Raw genomic sequence first — 15,755 nt, 5'->3', positions numbered from 1 at the left:
TTCCGAATCAGTGCACGACAGTGAGAGCGTAGACACATGAAGACTTTCACCCCAGCCCACACCGACCTCAACGCCTCGAACATCATTCTCGGATTGATGAGGATTCTTGAACTCGACGATGAGGCCATCCGTACGCTGGTCGGAACCGCCCGCGATTCCGGCATCAACTTCTTCGATCATGCCGATGTGTACGGAGGCGACCACGGATGCGAGAGACGATTCGGCGAGGCCATCACGCTCACTGAGGCGGAACGCGAGAGTGTGATCATCCAGTCGAAAGTTGGCCTTCGAAAGGGCTACTTCGATTTCTCGAAGGAACACATCCTGCGCTCGGTCGACGAATCGCTCACGGCGCTGAACACCCCGTACCTCGACACTCTCCTCCTGCACCGCCCCGACGCACTGGTTGAACCGGATGAGGTCGCCGAGGCGTTCGACGCACTCCAGGGCGCGGGGAAAGTGCGCAACTTCGGAGTCTCGAACCATACGCCGATGCAGGTCGAGCTCCTGAAGCGATCCATCAGCCAGCCACTCGTTTTCAACCAGGTGCAACTGAGCATCACGCACGCGCCGATCATCGCGGCCGGGGTTGCGGCCAATATGGCGGGACTCGATCAGTCCATCGATCGTGACAACGGCATCCTGGACTACAGCCGACTGAACGACATGACCCTGCAGGCCTGGTCACCGTTCCAGAAGGGTTTCTTCGACGGAGTCTTCCTTGGGGACCGCGAGAACTACGCGGACTTGAACGACATCATCGATGAACTTGCGGCCACGCACGGCGTCACGCCCACGGCGATTGCGGTTGCCTGGATCACCCGTCATCCCGCGAACATCCAGGTCGTGCTTGGAACCACAACGCCGCAGCGTGTGCGGGACTCGGCTGCCGGCTCGGATCTTCCACTCAGCCGCGAGGACTGGTACCGCCTCTTCACCGCCGCAGGGCACGTCGTTCCCTAGCGGAGCGACCGTCCGCGGGCATTCCTTACTGCTGTGGTGCCGGGCTATCGGCACGCTGCGTTATCGCCATGCCGTCTGCGGGATGCGCTCAACCCAGGATGGCCGCCATTGCAATGGTGAAAATGACGATCAGCGCGACGATCACGAGTACGAGCACGATCCCGCCGGCGATGAGAGCTGCGGCAACAGGATGCGCTTGGTGCCAGTGCAGCAGGCGCGGATCGACGCCGCGAAGCTGGGGCGGCGTGATCGGATTGGCGACCGTCGACACCTGTACGCCGCGTGCGGTCATGTCGTGCACGAGGGTCTCCAGCTGATCGGTGGTCCACATCTCTCCGGCGAGCAGCGCCAGTCGTCGCGTGTGCCCCACCACCAAGAGGAGGTGCGAGGGGGAGCTCATCGGGCCGAGCTTCATGTTCCTCACCGGGACGACCCGCTCGATGTCGTCGACGGTAAAGCGCTTGGTCGAGAACAGGCCGTAAACGGTGTAGCTGCCGTCGCCGAACACCACTCGCGACCGGTTGGTCAGGCGTTTCACCAGAAAGGATGCGAGCACGAGGAGGCCAGCAACGCCGACGAAGCAAAGGATAGCGAGACCGAAGTAGTTGAGGCCGGCACTGATATTGCCAGAGATGACATGGAGCAGTCCAGGGATGAGCTGGAGTGCGCCGAGGATGGCGAGTATCGCAACAAACCCGTAAGAGGCGAGCGCGTTCGCCCGGGTCACCTTCCGCTTGGACTCCTCATTGAGAGTCAGTTCATGCATCGATGTTCCCCCTTGTCGGCGCGCCGCTCTGCGCGGGCGAGCGTGCGATTGTCGCACCCCACAGTAGTGGAGCCGATGCGGTTGGAATCCGCCGTGGGCGGAGTTCTCTTAGGCGGCTGACTTGGGTGGTCTGATTTTGCCGCCGCGGCGGGGTTTCTGGTGGATGTCGATCGATGGTGGTGGGATGAACCAGGGCACGTTGTCGATGACTTTAATCGACCAGCCCTGGTTGTGGATCATGTGGTGATGGGGACTGCAGAGAAGTATCCCGTTCGCGAGGTCGGTGCGGCCGCCGTGGGCGTTCCACCACTCCAAATGGTGCCCTTCCGTGTAAACGGGTGCCCGGTCACAGTCGGGGTGGGCGCAGCCGCCGTCGCGTTCGGCGAGGGCGAGCTTCTGACCCCTCGAGAACAATCGCCTCGAGACACCGAGGTCGAGAACCTGGGAGTCACCACCTAACACCGCGGGGATCAGTTCCGCTTCGGCGGCCATGCGCCGTGCGGTGCCAGCCGAGATGGGCTGCTCAACACCGTCGATCTGTGCCTCGCCGAGCCCGGTGAGGAGGGCGTCGAGGTCCATCCGGATCACCACCGTTGTGGTCACTGCTGGCCCCATACTCTCCGGAGTGGAGAGTCCGAACCGGAGCAGATCGACCACGGCATCGGCGGCCTTCTGGTTGAACGTGCGAGTGTCGAGTTCCTCGTGCTGGTCGTCGCACCCGTCGGCGCCACGGCTGGCCTCGAAGCGGGGCTTGCGCAGGTCGGCACCCACGTGCCCATTCACCCAAGCATCCATGAACCCTGCGGTGACCGGGTCGGCGTCGAGAACGTACCGCACCATCCCGTCTCGCCGGTTGATACGCGACAGGCCCCGCTTGGCCACCAGCCCTTCCTCGCGGGGTAGTATTCCGTCGGTGTCGAGGCGGTCGCGGGTGTGGATGGCGAGCTTCCGCACCAGGTCGGGGGCGTGCTCCCCGGCGAAGTCGACCAGGAAGGACTCCGCTGTGGCGAGGTCCTCGGGGTCGGCGTTGAGTTTCGCTTCGTCAAGGTTCGACACGATCACCGCCGCCGAGTCCACCGGGAGTACCCCTGCTTTCAGCGCGGCTGCGACGGCCGGGTATGGGACGGGGAGGCGTTCTCCGAGCAGTGATACCGGTGCGGTGGTGGCGGTGCCGACCCGGATCAGCCGGGACGCTTCGGCCATCGTGATCCGGCCCCGGTCTGCGAGCAGCTGGGTCGCGTTGCGGCTTCCCGACCGCTTCGCCAACGAATCAGCGCCCAGGGTGGAACGGGAGCGGTGCTCGACGGATGCGGCCAGGCGGGCCAGGAACGCGTACTCGTCGCGGATCACCGCGAACCCCGCTTCGATCGCCCGCACCACCCCCGCGTCACTCATCCCTGCGACCTGCGCATCAACATCCGCCCCATCGGTCGCCGACGGGAACCCACAAGCACCCTTCCACACCGCGGCGAACGTTTCCGTGTCGGTGAGGAGCTTTGCGGTGGGGGCTTGTGGCATGGGTCAAGTCTCCCACAATACGAACGTTAATACTAGTGTTTGTGCACGCTTTCACGCGTGAGTCTCGTATCTGTATTCGAGTGATGCTTTCGGGGGTTGATTGCGACGACGGCCACACCAAGCCAGGAAGCCAGCCGGTCCAGCTCACGCAGCACGGCATCCGTCATCGCAGGCGTGAACGGAATGTCTTCGTGTACGGCGTTCACCTCGAGCGTTCCGCTCTTGCGGTTCACCCTCGCGTCGACCTTGCCGACCAGACTGTCGTTGTGCAGTACCGGCAGCGCGAAGTACCCCCAGCGTCTGGCTGCGGCTGGCTTGTACATCTCGAGCGTGTACTCGAAACCGAACAGCTGCATGGTGCGCAGACGATCGTGTACAAGACGATCGAACGGAGACAGCAGCGCCGTGCGGCCAGTGAACGAATCACCGAGCGCCTGGGTGACCATCAGACCCGAGCGAGAAAGGCGAGTATCCGTTCGGTGAGCAAACTCGTGGCGGTTTCGTCATACGTCGGCACGCTTGAATCAGCGAAGAAGTGGGCATCACCCTGGTACAGGAACAGCTCCGCATCAGCCGAGTTCGCTACGAGATCGTTCGCCGCTTCGAGATCTCCCTCGTCCACAAAGATCGAGTCGGCATCCATACCGTGCACCTGTACCGGGACGCCGGCCGGCCATCCGTCACCGAACTCACTCACGGGGACGAAGCTACTGATGAAGACGGCGCCACGTGCGCCCGGGCGGGTCTGCGCCAACTGCTGGGCGGGCATCACTCCGAGCGAGTACCCGATGTAGACGAGATTCTCCGGCAGATCATCCGCTTCTCGCACACCGCGCTCAGCGATTTCGCCGAACCCCGTTTGCCCGGCGTACCCGAGACCGGAATCGAGATCGTCGAAGATGTGCCCCTCAAAGAGATCGGGAACTGTAACGGTATGGCCCGCCGCGCGAAGCTTCTCGGCGAACGCCTCGATGCCTGGCGTGAGTCCGAGTGCGTGATGAAACAGGAGTACATCAACCATGGCGCTCACGCGTCGCGGCTTGCGGCGAACCTCGCAACGTCCTCGAGCCGCTGGCGGTACGCCTCCCACCAGGCCGCGTCAACCCGCGGCAGGTTGTCGTTGTCAACACGCAGCCCAGCGGCTCCGTCGATCAATTCCCGCACGATGTCGGCGTGCCCTGCGTGACGGTTCGTCTCGGCGATCATGTGCACCAGGATCTGCTGGAGTGTCACCTCACCTCGCTCCCCCGGCCACCACGGCACGTGTCCGGGTGCGTCGAGTTCCAGCGCCTCGATCGTGGCATCGGAGTGCTCCCGCACCCGGCGATAGAAGTCGATGACCCACTCGCGCAACTCATCGCCGGTCGCCCACATGTCGGCGTTCGGCGCGGCGTCCTCGTCGATCCAGGGCATCGGCTCTGCGAATGGCCGGTCGAAGCACTTTCCGAAATAGTCGGCCTGGGTGGTGGCGACGTGCTTGATCAAACCAAGCAGATTGGTGCCAGTTGGAACCATCGGGCGACGGATCTCGTACTCCGAGAGTCCGTCGAGCTTCCAAAGCAGTGCGTCACCGGCGCTCTGCAGGTACCGGTGTAGGAACGCCTTCTGATTTTCGTCTCTCATAGCGACCAGCTTCCCAGACCAGGCACTGTCGCAACAGGCCTGCTGCCACAACAGATCTCACAGCTAACTCCCCCGCGGCACCCGCGGGCGCACCAGTGCGTGGCTGTCTCGCAACAGTTGTTCGACCAGTTCCTCCTCGACGAATCCGTCGAGGACGATGGTGATCCAGTGCTTCTTGTTGAGGTGGTAACCGGGCGTGATGTGCTGCGGAAATTCTTCCCGCAGGGCGCGGCCCTCCTCCGGGTCGCACTTCAGCGAAACCGAAAATGATCGACTGCCCAGCGCGGAGAGCGCAAAGATTTTGCCGTTGCCACTGGTCTTGAAAACGCTGGTCTCCTCCCCGAACGGAAAGGACTCGGTTGCCTGTGGCAGGCTCAGGCAGAATTCGACGAGGGCATCCGGTGTCATGGCTCTGACCCTAGACCGCAGCCAGGCAACACGTCGAAGGACTACCGTTGGAATATGACGCCTCCAGACACCTCAGCACCGCCCGAGGCAGACACTGCCGCTGAATCGATAACTTTCGCCGAACTCGGCCTGAACGACGCAATGCTCAAAGCGCTGAAAGACGTCGGCTACGAGACACCTTCCGCCATCCAGGCCGCCACGATCCCTCCGCTCCTCGCCGGCCGCGACGTGGTGGGCCTCGCCCAAACGGGCACCGGAAAGACGGCCGCATTCGCATTGCCGATCCTGTCTCGCCTCGACCTGTCACAGAAGACCCCCCAGGCGCTGGTCCTCGCCCCTACGCGTGAGCTCGCTCTCCAGGTCTGTGAGGCGTTCGAGAAGTACGCCGCGCACCTGCGTGGTGTGCACGTGTTACCCGTGTACGGCGGGCAAGGTTATGGCACCCAGCTTTCCGCCCTGCGCCGCGGTGTGCACATCGTGGTGGGAACGCCTGGCCGCATCATGGATCACCTCGAGAAGCGCACCCTCGACCTGTCACAGCTCAAGTATCTGGTGCTCGACGAGGCCGACGAGATGCTCAAGATGGGCTTCGCCGAAGACGTCGAGACCATCCTCGCCGACACCCCTGACGACAAGCAGGTCGCCCTGTTCTCGGCGACGATGCCGCCACAGATCCGGCGCATCTCCAAGAAGTACCTGAACGATCCAGAAGAAATCACGGTCAAGAACAAGACCACAACCTCCGCGAACACCACGCAGCGTTACCTGATGGTGTCGTACGCGCAGAAAGTCGACGCCCTCACCCGCATCCTCGAGGTCGAGAACTTCGAGGGCATGATCGTGTTCACCCGCACCAAGAATGAGACGGAAACCCTCGCCGAGAAGCTGCGTGCTCGCGGTTATGCGGCGGCGGCCATCAATGGCGACGTGGTGCAGGCGCAGCGCGAGCGCACGGTCGACCAGTTGAAGTCGGGCAAGCTCGATATTTTGGTGGCAACGGATGTCGCCGCACGCGGCCTCGACGTGGAGCGAATCAGCCACGTCGTCAACTACGACATCCCCATCGACACCGAGTCCTACGTGCACCGTATCGGCCGCACCGGTCGCGCGGGCCGCAGTGGCGCAGCCATCAGCTTTGTCACACCGCGTGAAAGCCGGCTGCTGAACGCAATCGAGAAGGCGACCCGACAGCCGCTGACCCAGATGCAGCTGCCGAGCGTCGAGGACGTGAACGTCACCCGCCTGGCCCGATTCGACGATGCCATCAGCGAGGCGCTGGGGCAGACAGACCGAATCGAGAAGTTTCGCGACATCATCCGTCACTTCGTCGAGCACCACGACGTGCCGGAGACCGATGTGGCCGCCGCCCTCGCCGTCGTGGCGCAGGGCGAGACGCCGCTGTTGCTCTCGGCAGAAGACGAACGCGCGCAGCGTCGCCAGCGCGTCGAGCGTGACCGCGTCGAGCGAGCAGCACGACCAGACCGGGGTGGCCGCGACGAGCGATCTGGCCGTGGTGATCGCCCGACTCGTGGCGATCGTCCCGAGCGTCGGCCGCGAACCGGAGACAGTTCGCTCGCTTCGTACCGGATCGAGGTCGGCAAGCGGCAGAAGGTGGAGCCGAGGCAGATCGTCGGGGCAATCGCCAACGAGGGCGGCCTGAGCCGGGAGGACTTCGGTGCGATCAAGATCTTCCCCGAGTTCTCCGTCGTGGACCTGCCCGCTGACCTGCCGCGGGACGTGCTTTCCAAACTGGCCGGCACCCGCATCAGCGGCAAACTCATCGAGCTTCGCCCGGATCGCAGCGGCGCACCACGGCGCGATGACCGACCGGACCGAGCGCCGCGCAAGCCTCGCCACGACTAGGTGCGGTGCCCGCCGCGCCGGACCAGCGCAAAAGCGTCGTCCACCGGCATCCGGCACAGTTAGCCTGTTCTGATGAAGATCATGACGCCACCGCTGATGTGGCTCCTGGCCTTCGCGATCACGGCGCTCTGCAGCTTCTACCTGCTGCTTTCCGTGGTGCCGCTCTACGCGAGCGAAACGGGCTCTGGAGCAGTCGGTGCCGGTCTGGTCACAGGCGCCATGATGCTGGCGACTGTCGTCACCGAATTGTTCACGGCACAGCTCCTGGTGCGTTTCGGCCAACGCAAGGTGATCGCAGCCGGCATCCTGTTGCTGTCCCTGCCCGCCCTTCTGCTGACGGTGTCGAGTGCGCTGCCCGTCATCCTCCTGGTGAGTCTGTTACGTGGGGCCGGCCTGGCGATCACGGTCGTCGCCGGAACCGCCATCGCCGCGGCGATCGGTTCGCGCGGGCGGCAGGGCGAGGTCCTCGGAATCTACGGCGTCGCCTCCACCGCACCAGCCATCATCGGACTCCCCCTCGGTCTGTGGGTGGTGCAGCACTTCGACTTCAACACCACCTTCGTGATCTCAGCGATCGTCGGTTTGGTGTCATTGGTGGCCGTGCCGTTCCTGCATGCTCACCCCTCTGCGCCCGAACACGGTCAGAACCCGTTCGCACTGCTCCGTACCCGCGCCATTGTGCGGCCGACCGTGGTCTTCACCGCGACAACACTGGCGCTCGGTGTCGCCGTCACCTTCCTTCCGTTGGCCACGGAAGCCCTGTTGGGGATCGCCGCCATCGCGCTGCTCGTACAGAGCTGTGCGACGACGCTGGCGCGCTGGGTGACAGGGATGTTGAGCGATCGCTTCGGGTCGAGGCGATTCCTGGCGCCATCGATGCTCCTCGCCGCAGTCGGCATCGGCGTCCTGTATTTCAATGACAGCCCCATCGCCGTCGTGGCCGGCATGACACTCTTCGGGATCGGCCTCGGTGCGGTGCAGAACCTCTCCCTCACCCTGATGCTGGAGAACACCAGGGAGAGCGACTACGACCGGGTGAGTGTGCTCTGGAATGTCGCGTTCGACTCAGGCATGGGAATCGGCTCCGTTGCATTCGGCTACCTCGCCGTGGTCACGGGTTACCCGTGGGCATTTGCCGCGCTCGCTCTGGTCATGGTACTGACTCTCACCCCGGTCGGTGCCCGCTCGGCCCGCTGACACCCGAGCTCACGGCGCTGCGCCGAAGTGATCGAGCAGCAAAACGAGAGTGAACTGTCTAGTTTGTCCCCCAAACTGCCGACTGGCTGCACAGGCCAGGTGTGCTTAGCCTTCGTAAGGAAGGCCCAGTGCAACCTGTCCCTCGATCACACTCTGGAGTGACGATCGAGAATCCGGTTCGCACATACCCGAGCCTCCACTTTGCGTGCCACTGTCGGCCCCACAACGTCTGACGGCTGGGGCGTGAAGCCCGATGACGGCTTAATCCAAGCCGCAGAGAATACGGAGCACGATGTTCACTCTCTCAACCAGCACGACAACACGCGCGAGACGGCGCAACCTGGCAGCAGGTATCGCCTTGACCGCAGCGCTCGGCACGGTGCTCGTTCCCAGCGTTGCGAACGCTGCGACCGATGCGCCCGTCCGCACAGCGGTGACCGAAGTGGTTCCCGGCCCGGTGATGAACTACGCCGTCAATGTGACCAAGGCCAATCGCGGCCAAACGCTCAAGGTGGAGCGCGCCGTGCAGGCGGCCGGCGGCACCGTCATCGAGTCGTACGCAGAGATCGGCGTGGTGATCGCACAGTCCGACAATGCAGCCTTTGCCCAGACGGTCGCCTCCGAGAAGGCCGTACTGTCCGTCGGTGCGACCCGCACCGCACCGGTCGCACCCACTGACCTGACATATGGCGTGAGCGATCCTCTCGCGCCGGGTGAATCCGGCAACCGCAGCGCGAATGAGGCCAAGACCAAAGACATGGGTGTCGAGGCCGAGGCCACCGTTGTTCCCGATCCGGCAGAGGGTCAGCAGTGGGACATGACGGCAATCGGCGCCGATGCGGCACACGAGGTCACCGACGGCAACCGCGACGTGCTTGTCGCGGTCATCGACTCCGGAATCCAGGCCGATCACCCCGACCTGGCGGCCAATATCGATGCGAGTGTCTCGGCGAGCTGCCTGAGCGGCGTGCCTGACGGCAGTTACGAGGCGTGGCAGCCAACAACCAGTTCACACGGAACGCACGTTGCCGGCACGATCGCCGCGGCTCGTAACGGCGTTGGTATCGTCGGTGTCGCGCCGAACGTTCGCATGTCGGCCGTGAAGGTCGTCAACGACGATGGTTTCATCTACCCGGAGGCAGCGATCTGCGGCTTCATGTATGCGGCTGAGACGGGCGCGGATGTCTCGAACAACAGCTACTACATCGACCCGTGGGAGTTCTGGTGCGACAACGATGCTGACCAGTCAGCCGTGAAGACCGCCGTCGACCGCGCCGTGCAGTACTCGCAGTCGGAAGGTGTCGTGAACGTCGCGGCCGCCGGCAACTCGAACATCGACCTCGCCAACAAGACCGTCGACACGGGGAGTCCGAATGACACGGTCCCGGTGACGCGAGACGTCAGCACAGGCTGCGCGGATCTCCCCGCCGAACTCGACGGTGTCGTCACTGTCGCCTCCACGACGTCGACGGGTGTGCGGTCGAGCTTCTCGAACTATGGGCTCGACGTCATTGACGTTGCCGCCCCCGGTTCTGCAATTCTCTCCACCGTCGTCGGTGGCGGTTACGCCATCTACTCCGGAACCTCAATGGCTTCGCCACACGCCGCCGGCGTTGCCGCACTGCTGAAGTCGGCGCATCCTGAGTACTCAGGCCAGGCGCTGGCCGACGTGCTCTACGAGCAGGCGAACGATGTTCCCTGCCCCGCTGGAGTCGCACAGTGCACCGGCAGCGCAGACGACAACGGGTTCTTCGGTGAAGGCCTGGTCGACGCGCTCGAAGCCGTCAACTGATCTAACAACGGATGCTGCGGGGCGTGTCGGCTGTGGCCGGCACGCCCCGTTCGTCAGTTGGCGACGAGTGCTTCGCGACTGACCTGGGCTTCAGGCGACGGATGTGACCGGACCGTCGCGGCATCCGCCGCACGCGCACCTGTGGTGCGCGCCGCTGCACGCGCATCCGTCACACGTGCGGCGAAGAACGCGACTCCGGCGAGGACGACCAAAAGCAGGAGTGCGAGAGCGGCAGTCCAGATCTCGGTCGACCAGATGCCCTGGAACTGCAAGATCGCAACGAGTGAGCAGGTGGGCAGACCGAGGAGGATGAGGAACCAGCCGGCGAATGTGCCCAGGGAGCTGCGTCCCAGCGCCAGCACCAGAAAGAACAGCGTCCACATGACAGCCCAGGTGAACCAGATGACGGAGAAGATCGGGTCAACAGGGGCTGCCAGCACCGCCTGGTACAGGGCGATGACGGCGACGAAAGAGCTGTACCAGCCGAAGCCCTGCGGTTCCAGATTCAGGTACACCCCCAGGCCGAACCACAGGTAGGTGACGCCGAAGAGGTAATTCGGCCACGTCGCGGCGAGCACCGCAGTGTCGCCAGGGCTCTGCAGCAGCACGAGCGTCGGAAAGACAATCTGGAATGCACCGACCACGATGTTGAGGAACGCGGCGCTCCTGGCCGGCACGACCCCGATGGAGTTCAGGCCGTTGACGAACAGGACCACGCCGACGAACAGCAGGCCTACTCCGCTCACGTCGAAGCTCCCAGGAACCGGGCGAACTGCTCAGAGCTGATCACCGGCGCGAAGTAGTTGTTGATTCGCTCGAACGACGATCGTTCCTGCTCAACCGTCTGCGCGCCTGTGGCGTCGCCGATAACGATCGGCAGGTAACCGTGGTCGCGGGCGAGGCGAGCGTTGCCTTCGATGCACCAGTCCAGGTGGATGCCCGTCAACACCACGACCTGCACGTGCTTGCGCGCCAGCTCGAGCGGAAGCTCGGTGCCGACGAACGCGGTCTGTAACGCTCGCTCGAAAAGCTCGTTGTCGCCGGGGCGCACCAGTTCACGTAGGTCACTGACCAGTTCGTTGTCCCAGGCGATCTGCTCGTCGCTGGCGTTCAACGCCCCGGTCCACGAATTGTATTGCGCTTTGTCGAAAGCCGTTTGCGGGTACTGGTCGCGAAAGACCGAGTAGCCGATCCAGTTGAACGAGACGAAGTTCGATGCCTGGCGTGCTGCTGTGACGGCCTTCACCGTTGCAGGCAGGCTGCCACGCAGGTCGTGGCGTTCGGCGAACTGCACGCCCCCTTCGCGGTAAAGCGAGTTGGATTGGCTGACAGACAGGAAAGCGGCGGGACGGGACAGTATCTCTGCGAAATCCAGGGAACGCCACTGCGGCGCGAGTTCCGGGATGAGGTGGGCGTTGCTCGAGGGAAAGGTCTTGAGCAGGTCGATGGTAGCGGTCATGTCTGCTCCAGGTGCGGTCGCGCGGCGATGGGCCGCTGCAGGAAATTCAACGATCAGCCAGAAATCTAGCAATCACTCCACGGCTCTGGGTCGAATGCGACGAACTGTTGCAGAAGCTGCGACAGTTGCACCGGCAGCGCAGACGACAACGTGTTCTTCGGTGAAGGCCTGGTCGACGCGCTCGAAGCCGTGGAATGATGTAAAAACGGATGCTGTGGGGCGTGCGGGCGAGGGCCGACACGCCCCACAGCTGTCAGCGGTTCTCGTAGCGCTGGCCGGATTCGGCGGCGCTGAACAGGGAGACCACGATGGACAAATACGACGTCAAGAAGGCGCACAAGGCGCTCTACGCCCCGAGTGCGAAGGAGTTCTCTCTGGTCGAGGTGCCGGAGTTGTCGTACATCGCGATCGACGGTCACGGCGATCCAAACACTTCGGCGGAGTACGTCAACGCGATTGAGGCGCTCTATCCGGTCGCGTACGGCGTGAAGTTCGACAGCAAGAGGAACCTCGAACGCGACTTCGTCGTCGGACCGCTGGAGGGACTCTGGTGGGCAGACGACATGTCGTCGTTCGTCACCCGCGACAAGAGCGCCTGGAGCTGGACGATGATGATCGTGCAGCCCGATTGGATCACGCCTGAGATGGTGACGGATGCCGTCGCGAAAGCCCGGGCCAAGAAAGACCTCGCAGCACTCGAGCGAGTGCGGCTGCTGACTCTGGCCGAGGGCACCAGCGCGCAGATCCTGCACGTCGGCTCATACGACGCCGAAGCACCGACGCTCGACCGGCTGCACAACCAGTACATGCCAGAGCATGGCCTGACCTTCAATGGGCATCACCATGAGATCTACCTCAGTGACGCACGGCGCACGGCGCCCGAGAAGCTCAAGACGATACTCAGGCAGCCGGTGAAAGCCGTCGTCGGCGGTTAGCGTCGGAACGGGCTGCTTACCTCACCGATCGAATCGACCTTCTGGTCAACCCGCCCGAGGGCGCGTGAGATTGCGGAATGCTGGCAGCGACTGGTCATCTACTCCGGGATGGCCGACGCTGTGCCGTCTTCCTGAGCTCGAACGACGGACTCATCGTGCTCCGTGCGCGCCCGCGTCAACAGACTCATGAGTTCCGGCTCGTCGTGCACCAACGCGCGGTACTTCGGCGCGAGGCCACGAATGGTTTCCGTCTCAGAGACCAGCTTCTGGTAGACGCGAATGCGCTCGGTGTGGTCAGCGGTGTAGCCGAGGTCAAGGTACTCGGTGGCGTGGCGACGTGCATTGGCAATGACGGTCTGTGCCCGACCCCTGGGACTGAACAGCGAGGCGAACACGGTGATGACGAGTACTCCAAGGATGACCGTGAGCGAGAGCGCGGTCGAGATCTCAAATACCGGAACGGGCTCTCCCTCGTTGATGAAAGGCAGATTGTTCTCGTGCAGGGCGTGCATGATGAGCTTCACTCCAATGAAGCCGAGGATCGCCGCGAGGCCGAAGGAGAGGTAGATGAGACGGTCCAGGAGTCCGTCCAGCAAGAAGTAGAGCTGCCGGAGGCCGAGCAGGGAGAAGGCGGTCGCGGTGAACACGATGTACACGTTCTGCGTCAGGCCGAAGATAGCTGGGATCGAATCCAAAGCGAAAAGCACATCGGTTCCGGCGATGGCGACCATGACCAGAAGCATCGGCGTGAGGGCACGCTTGCCGTTGTAGGTGGTGAAAAGCTTGTCGCCGTCGTATTCCGGGCTGGTGTGGAAGATCTTGCGCACCATCCGCACGATGATGTTGTCGCCGGATTTCGACTCCGAGCTATCGGGCTTCAGCATGTTTCCCGCGGTGAGCAGGAGGATGAGGCCGAAGAGGTAGAAAACCCAGGCGAAGGAATTGATCAGAGAAGCCCCGATGAAGATGAACCCGGTGCGCGCGATGAGCGAGAAAGTGATGCCGAACAGCAGCACTTTCTGCTGGTCTTCGCGTGGAACTCGAAAACTGGTCATAAGGATGAGGAAGACGAAGAGATTGTCGACCGAGAGCGCCTTTTCGGTGATGTACCCGGCGAAGTACTCTGAGCCCGCGTCCATTCCACCGAGCACAAGGACGCCGACCCCGAACAGCAGCGCAATTCCGACGTAGATCGACGACCAGATGCCGGCTTCTTTGAGCGTCGGTGCGTGGGCCTTGCGCACGTGGAAGAAGTAGTCGAACGCGAGGAGGGCGAGTATTGCCGCAATGGTGAGGATCCAAACGAGTGGCGATACGTCCATCCGGTGCAACTTTCCGTCGATGAGAATCGGGCGCTTACCGGAAGACTACCCGCGCCTCTCGCGTGTGGAAACGCGGCCGACGATGACGGATGCGATCGTCAGCCGCGCGTCATGCGTTCGCGGTGTCGTCTGCGGTTGAATCCCGGCTGGCGATTGCCGCCACCAGACGCTCGATCAGATCGTAGGGCATGGCATTCTTGAGCGGGAACTTCACGGTGTCTTTGCCGGAACGATACGGTGCGATCTCGGTCTCGAGCGGTTCGCGCTGCGGGTACACCTCATAGAACGCGATGTGGTTCTTCCACCCGGCGAGGTAGACGACGCTTCGCTCGCCGACTCGGAATGTCGGCATGTCGTAGGTGATGGTCTCTTCCGCGTTGGGAATTGCCGCGTGCACCATCTCACGGACCCGCTGCAACACGACCTGCGTGTCTTCAGGAAATCCGGCGATGTAGTTGTCGACGGTTCCTGCTTCGTTGCTCATAACGCGCCTCGTCTCGGCAGCACTTCAGCTTTCGTTCTCCACCCGGATTACGACGTTTCCGATCTTGACGCCCGACGCGACGTAGTCGTATGCCTCACGAATGTCGTCGAGCGGGTATTCCCGGTCAATGACGGCCCGGAACTCCCGGGATTCCATCAGCTCCTTCAGAAAGTCAACGTCATCTCTCGTGTCGCGCGGAATCGGGAACATGACCTTCTTCGAACCGAACAGCCGAGTCGTGAGGGCGAGGATCGGGTTTTGAAGCATGAAGCCCAAGTCGGATGAGAGATACACTCCCCCGCGCTTCAAGAGAGGCTTGCAGCGGCGAAACGAACTCTTGCCGACGGCATCCACCACCATGTCGAAATCATCGTCGATTCTGGTGAAATCCTCTGTCGTGTAGTCGATGACCCGATCGGCTCCCAGAGACTTCACGAGCGCGAGGTTCTTCGTGTCGCAGACCGCCGTAACATCAGCGCCGAAGTGTTTGGCGAGCTGGACTGCTGCGGAACCGATAGCGCCCGTCGCACCATAAATGAGCACGTTCTGGCCTCGTGCGATGCGCGCGGCGCGAAGTATATTCAGTGCATAGTGGGCGCCTTCGATACTCGGAGCAGCCTCAGCGTATGACATTCCCGCCGGGATCAACGCCACGAGACCGTGCTCAGGTATGGTCAGATACTCTGCGTGCCCGCCGAAGTTTACGCCGTTGTATCCAAACACCCGCTGACCGACCTCAAACGTCGTCACCTGCGCGCCAACGGCTTCGATCCGACCGGCGAACTCGCACCCCAGAATCGACTGCTTCGGACGTGTGAGTCCGATGAATAATCGCACGAAGCGCGGCTTGCCGCTGAGAAATCCACAATCGGTGCGGTTGACGGATGCCGCGCGCACCGCGACGAGCAGTTCGCCGGCTTTCGGACCGGGCTTCGCGACCTCCTCCAGCCGGAGAACAGCAGGTGGCCCGTATTTCGAATACACGACAGCGCGCATGAGCCAAAGGTATACCAGCAGCCGGAATCCCGGCATAGGAATTCCCCCAGATGGAATCGCAGAAGCGGAAGGCGTCCGACGAGATGCTCGAGCGAGTACTCCAAGCGGCCGACTACCGCCCCTCTCTTCCGCTAGCGGAGTTCGCGAAAGAAATCTCCGTGCTCGCGGCGCACCGCGGTTTCACGAACGTGCGAGTTTTCGGCTCTACAGTGCGGGGCGAAGACGGTTTCGACAGCGATATCGACTTGCTGGTCTCCACTGGCCCCGGCGTCGATCTCTTCGACATCGCTCTCTTCACCGATGAGGTTTGCCGCCTGACGGGTTTTCCCGTCGACGTAGTGGCCAACACGAGTCGCTCGTCGGTGCTCGAGGCGGCCAAAGCCGAAGCCGTTCCGTTGTGACGAATGGAGATGGCGAGCGCCGCTTCGA

The 15,755-nt window shown here is 63.0% G+C and carries 17 protein-coding genes; 6 read left to right on the top strand and 11 right to left on the bottom strand.

What is annotated here, in order from left to right; translation table 11 throughout:
• Positions 1-36 precede the first annotated feature (36 nt).
• Positions 37-963 (top strand): aldo/keto reductase, encoded by a 927-nt coding sequence (locus K323_RS0102940; RefSeq protein WP_022883794.1) that lies wholly within the window; start codon positions 37-39, stop codon positions 961-963.
• Between the two features lie 88 nt (positions 964-1,051).
• Here K323_RS0102940 and K323_RS0102935 read toward each other — a convergent pair whose 3' ends face one another.
• The 6 genes from K323_RS0102935 to K323_RS0102910 all read right to left on the bottom strand — a co-directional run bounded on the left by K323_RS0102935 (position 1,052) and on the right by K323_RS0102910 (position 5,278).
• Positions 1,052-1,729, bottom strand: coding sequence for a hypothetical protein (locus K323_RS0102935; RefSeq protein WP_022883793.1), 678 nt, complete (start codon positions 1,727-1,729; stop codon positions 1,052-1,054).
• Between the two features lie 108 nt (positions 1,730-1,837).
• Positions 1,838-3,247 carry an HNH endonuclease signature motif containing protein gene (locus K323_RS23965; protein ID WP_022883792.1) on the bottom strand — a complete coding sequence of 470 codons (1,410 nt, stop codon included), beginning with the start codon at positions 3,245-3,247 and terminating at the stop codon, positions 1,838-1,840.
• 32 nt (positions 3,248-3,279) lie between these two features.
• Entirely contained in the window at positions 3,280-3,693 is a 414-nt protein-coding gene (locus K323_RS0102925; RefSeq protein ID WP_022883791.1) for a DNA glycosylase AlkZ-like family protein, read from the bottom strand.
• Positions 3,693-4,268 carry a dienelactone hydrolase family protein gene (locus K323_RS0102920; RefSeq protein ID WP_022883790.1) on the bottom strand — a complete coding sequence of 192 codons (576 nt, stop codon included), beginning with the start codon at positions 4,266-4,268 and terminating at the stop codon, positions 3,693-3,695. The genes K323_RS0102925 and K323_RS0102920 overlap by 1 nt, the downstream gene beginning before the upstream one ends.
• A gap of 5 nt (positions 4,269-4,273) precedes the next feature.
• Entirely contained in the window at positions 4,274-4,870 is a 597-nt protein-coding gene (locus K323_RS0102915) for a DinB family protein (protein WP_022883789.1), read from the bottom strand.
• Between the two features lie 63 nt (positions 4,871-4,933).
• Positions 4,934-5,278, bottom strand: coding sequence for an MmcQ/YjbR family DNA-binding protein (locus K323_RS0102910; RefSeq protein WP_022883788.1), 345 nt, complete (start codon positions 5,276-5,278; stop codon positions 4,934-4,936).
• A 54-nt stretch (positions 5,279-5,332) separates the two neighbouring features.
• On the opposite strand from K323_RS0102910, the gene K323_RS0102905 reads away from it, so the two are divergent.
• The 3 genes from K323_RS0102905 (at position 5,333) to K323_RS0102895 (ending at position 10,130) form a co-directional block, all read left to right on the top strand.
• Positions 5,333-7,141 (top strand): DEAD/DEAH box helicase, encoded by a 1,809-nt coding sequence (locus K323_RS0102905; protein WP_022883787.1) that lies wholly within the window; start codon positions 5,333-5,335, stop codon positions 7,139-7,141.
• A gap of 72 nt (positions 7,142-7,213) precedes the next feature.
• On the top strand, positions 7,214-8,338 hold the full coding sequence (locus K323_RS0102900; protein ID WP_022883786.1) for an MFS transporter: 1,125 nt from the start codon (positions 7,214-7,216) through the stop codon (positions 8,336-8,338).
• A gap of 292 nt (positions 8,339-8,630) precedes the next feature.
• The gene (locus K323_RS0102895; RefSeq protein WP_022883785.1) at positions 8,631-10,130 is read left to right on the top strand and encodes a S8 family serine peptidase; all 1,500 of its coding nucleotides are present in this window, start codon (positions 8,631-8,633) and stop codon (positions 10,128-10,130) included.
• Between the two features lie 53 nt (positions 10,131-10,183).
• Here the strand turns inward: K323_RS0102895 and K323_RS0102890 are convergent, their stop codons facing one another.
• Both K323_RS0102890 and K323_RS23960 read right to left on the bottom strand, forming a co-directional pair.
• Positions 10,184-10,876, bottom strand: coding sequence for an AmiS/UreI family transporter (locus K323_RS0102890; protein ID WP_022883784.1), 693 nt, complete (start codon positions 10,874-10,876; stop codon positions 10,184-10,186).
• Positions 10,873-11,589, bottom strand: a complete 717-nt coding sequence (locus K323_RS23960) for a cysteine hydrolase family protein (RefSeq protein ID WP_022883783.1) — start codon at positions 11,587-11,589, stop codon at positions 10,873-10,875. Before K323_RS23960 ends, K323_RS0102890 begins: the two co-directional genes overlap by 4 nt.
• Positions 11,590-11,897: 308 nt before the next feature.
• Between K323_RS23960 and K323_RS0102880 the strand changes: the two genes are divergently transcribed.
• The gene (locus K323_RS0102880; protein ID WP_022883782.1) at positions 11,898-12,524 is read left to right on the top strand and encodes a GyrI-like domain-containing protein; all 627 of its coding nucleotides are present in this window, start codon (positions 11,898-11,900) and stop codon (positions 12,522-12,524) included.
• Between the two features lie 98 nt (positions 12,525-12,622).
• Here K323_RS0102880 and K323_RS0102870 read toward each other — a convergent pair whose 3' ends face one another.
• The 3 genes from K323_RS0102870 to K323_RS0102860 form a co-directional block, all read right to left on the bottom strand.
• Positions 12,623-13,846 (bottom strand): TerC family protein, encoded by a 1,224-nt coding sequence (locus K323_RS0102870; protein WP_022883780.1) that lies wholly within the window; start codon positions 13,844-13,846, stop codon positions 12,623-12,625.
• A 109-nt stretch (positions 13,847-13,955) separates the two neighbouring features.
• The gene (locus tag K323_RS0102865) at positions 13,956-14,330 is read right to left on the bottom strand and encodes an iron chaperone (protein WP_022883779.1); all 375 of its coding nucleotides are present in this window, start codon (positions 14,328-14,330) and stop codon (positions 13,956-13,958) included.
• A 24-nt stretch (positions 14,331-14,354) separates the two neighbouring features.
• Positions 14,355-15,326, bottom strand: a complete 972-nt coding sequence (locus K323_RS0102860; RefSeq protein ID WP_026851150.1) for an NAD(P)-dependent alcohol dehydrogenase — start codon at positions 15,324-15,326, stop codon at positions 14,355-14,357.
• Positions 15,327-15,376: 50 nt separating this feature from the next.
• On the opposite strand from K323_RS0102860, the gene K323_RS23955 reads away from it, so the two are divergent.
• Entirely contained in the window at positions 15,377-15,727 is a 351-nt protein-coding gene (locus tag K323_RS23955; RefSeq protein WP_022883777.1) for a nucleotidyltransferase family protein, read from the top strand.
• Positions 15,728-15,755: the final 28 nt, after the last annotated feature.

The organism is Glaciibacter superstes DSM 21135, assembly GCF_000421145.1.
Classification (GTDB): Bacteria; Actinomycetota; Actinomycetes; order Actinomycetales; family Microbacteriaceae; genus Cryobacterium; species Cryobacterium superstes.
This window is presented reverse-complemented; position numbering and strand designations above follow the sequence as displayed.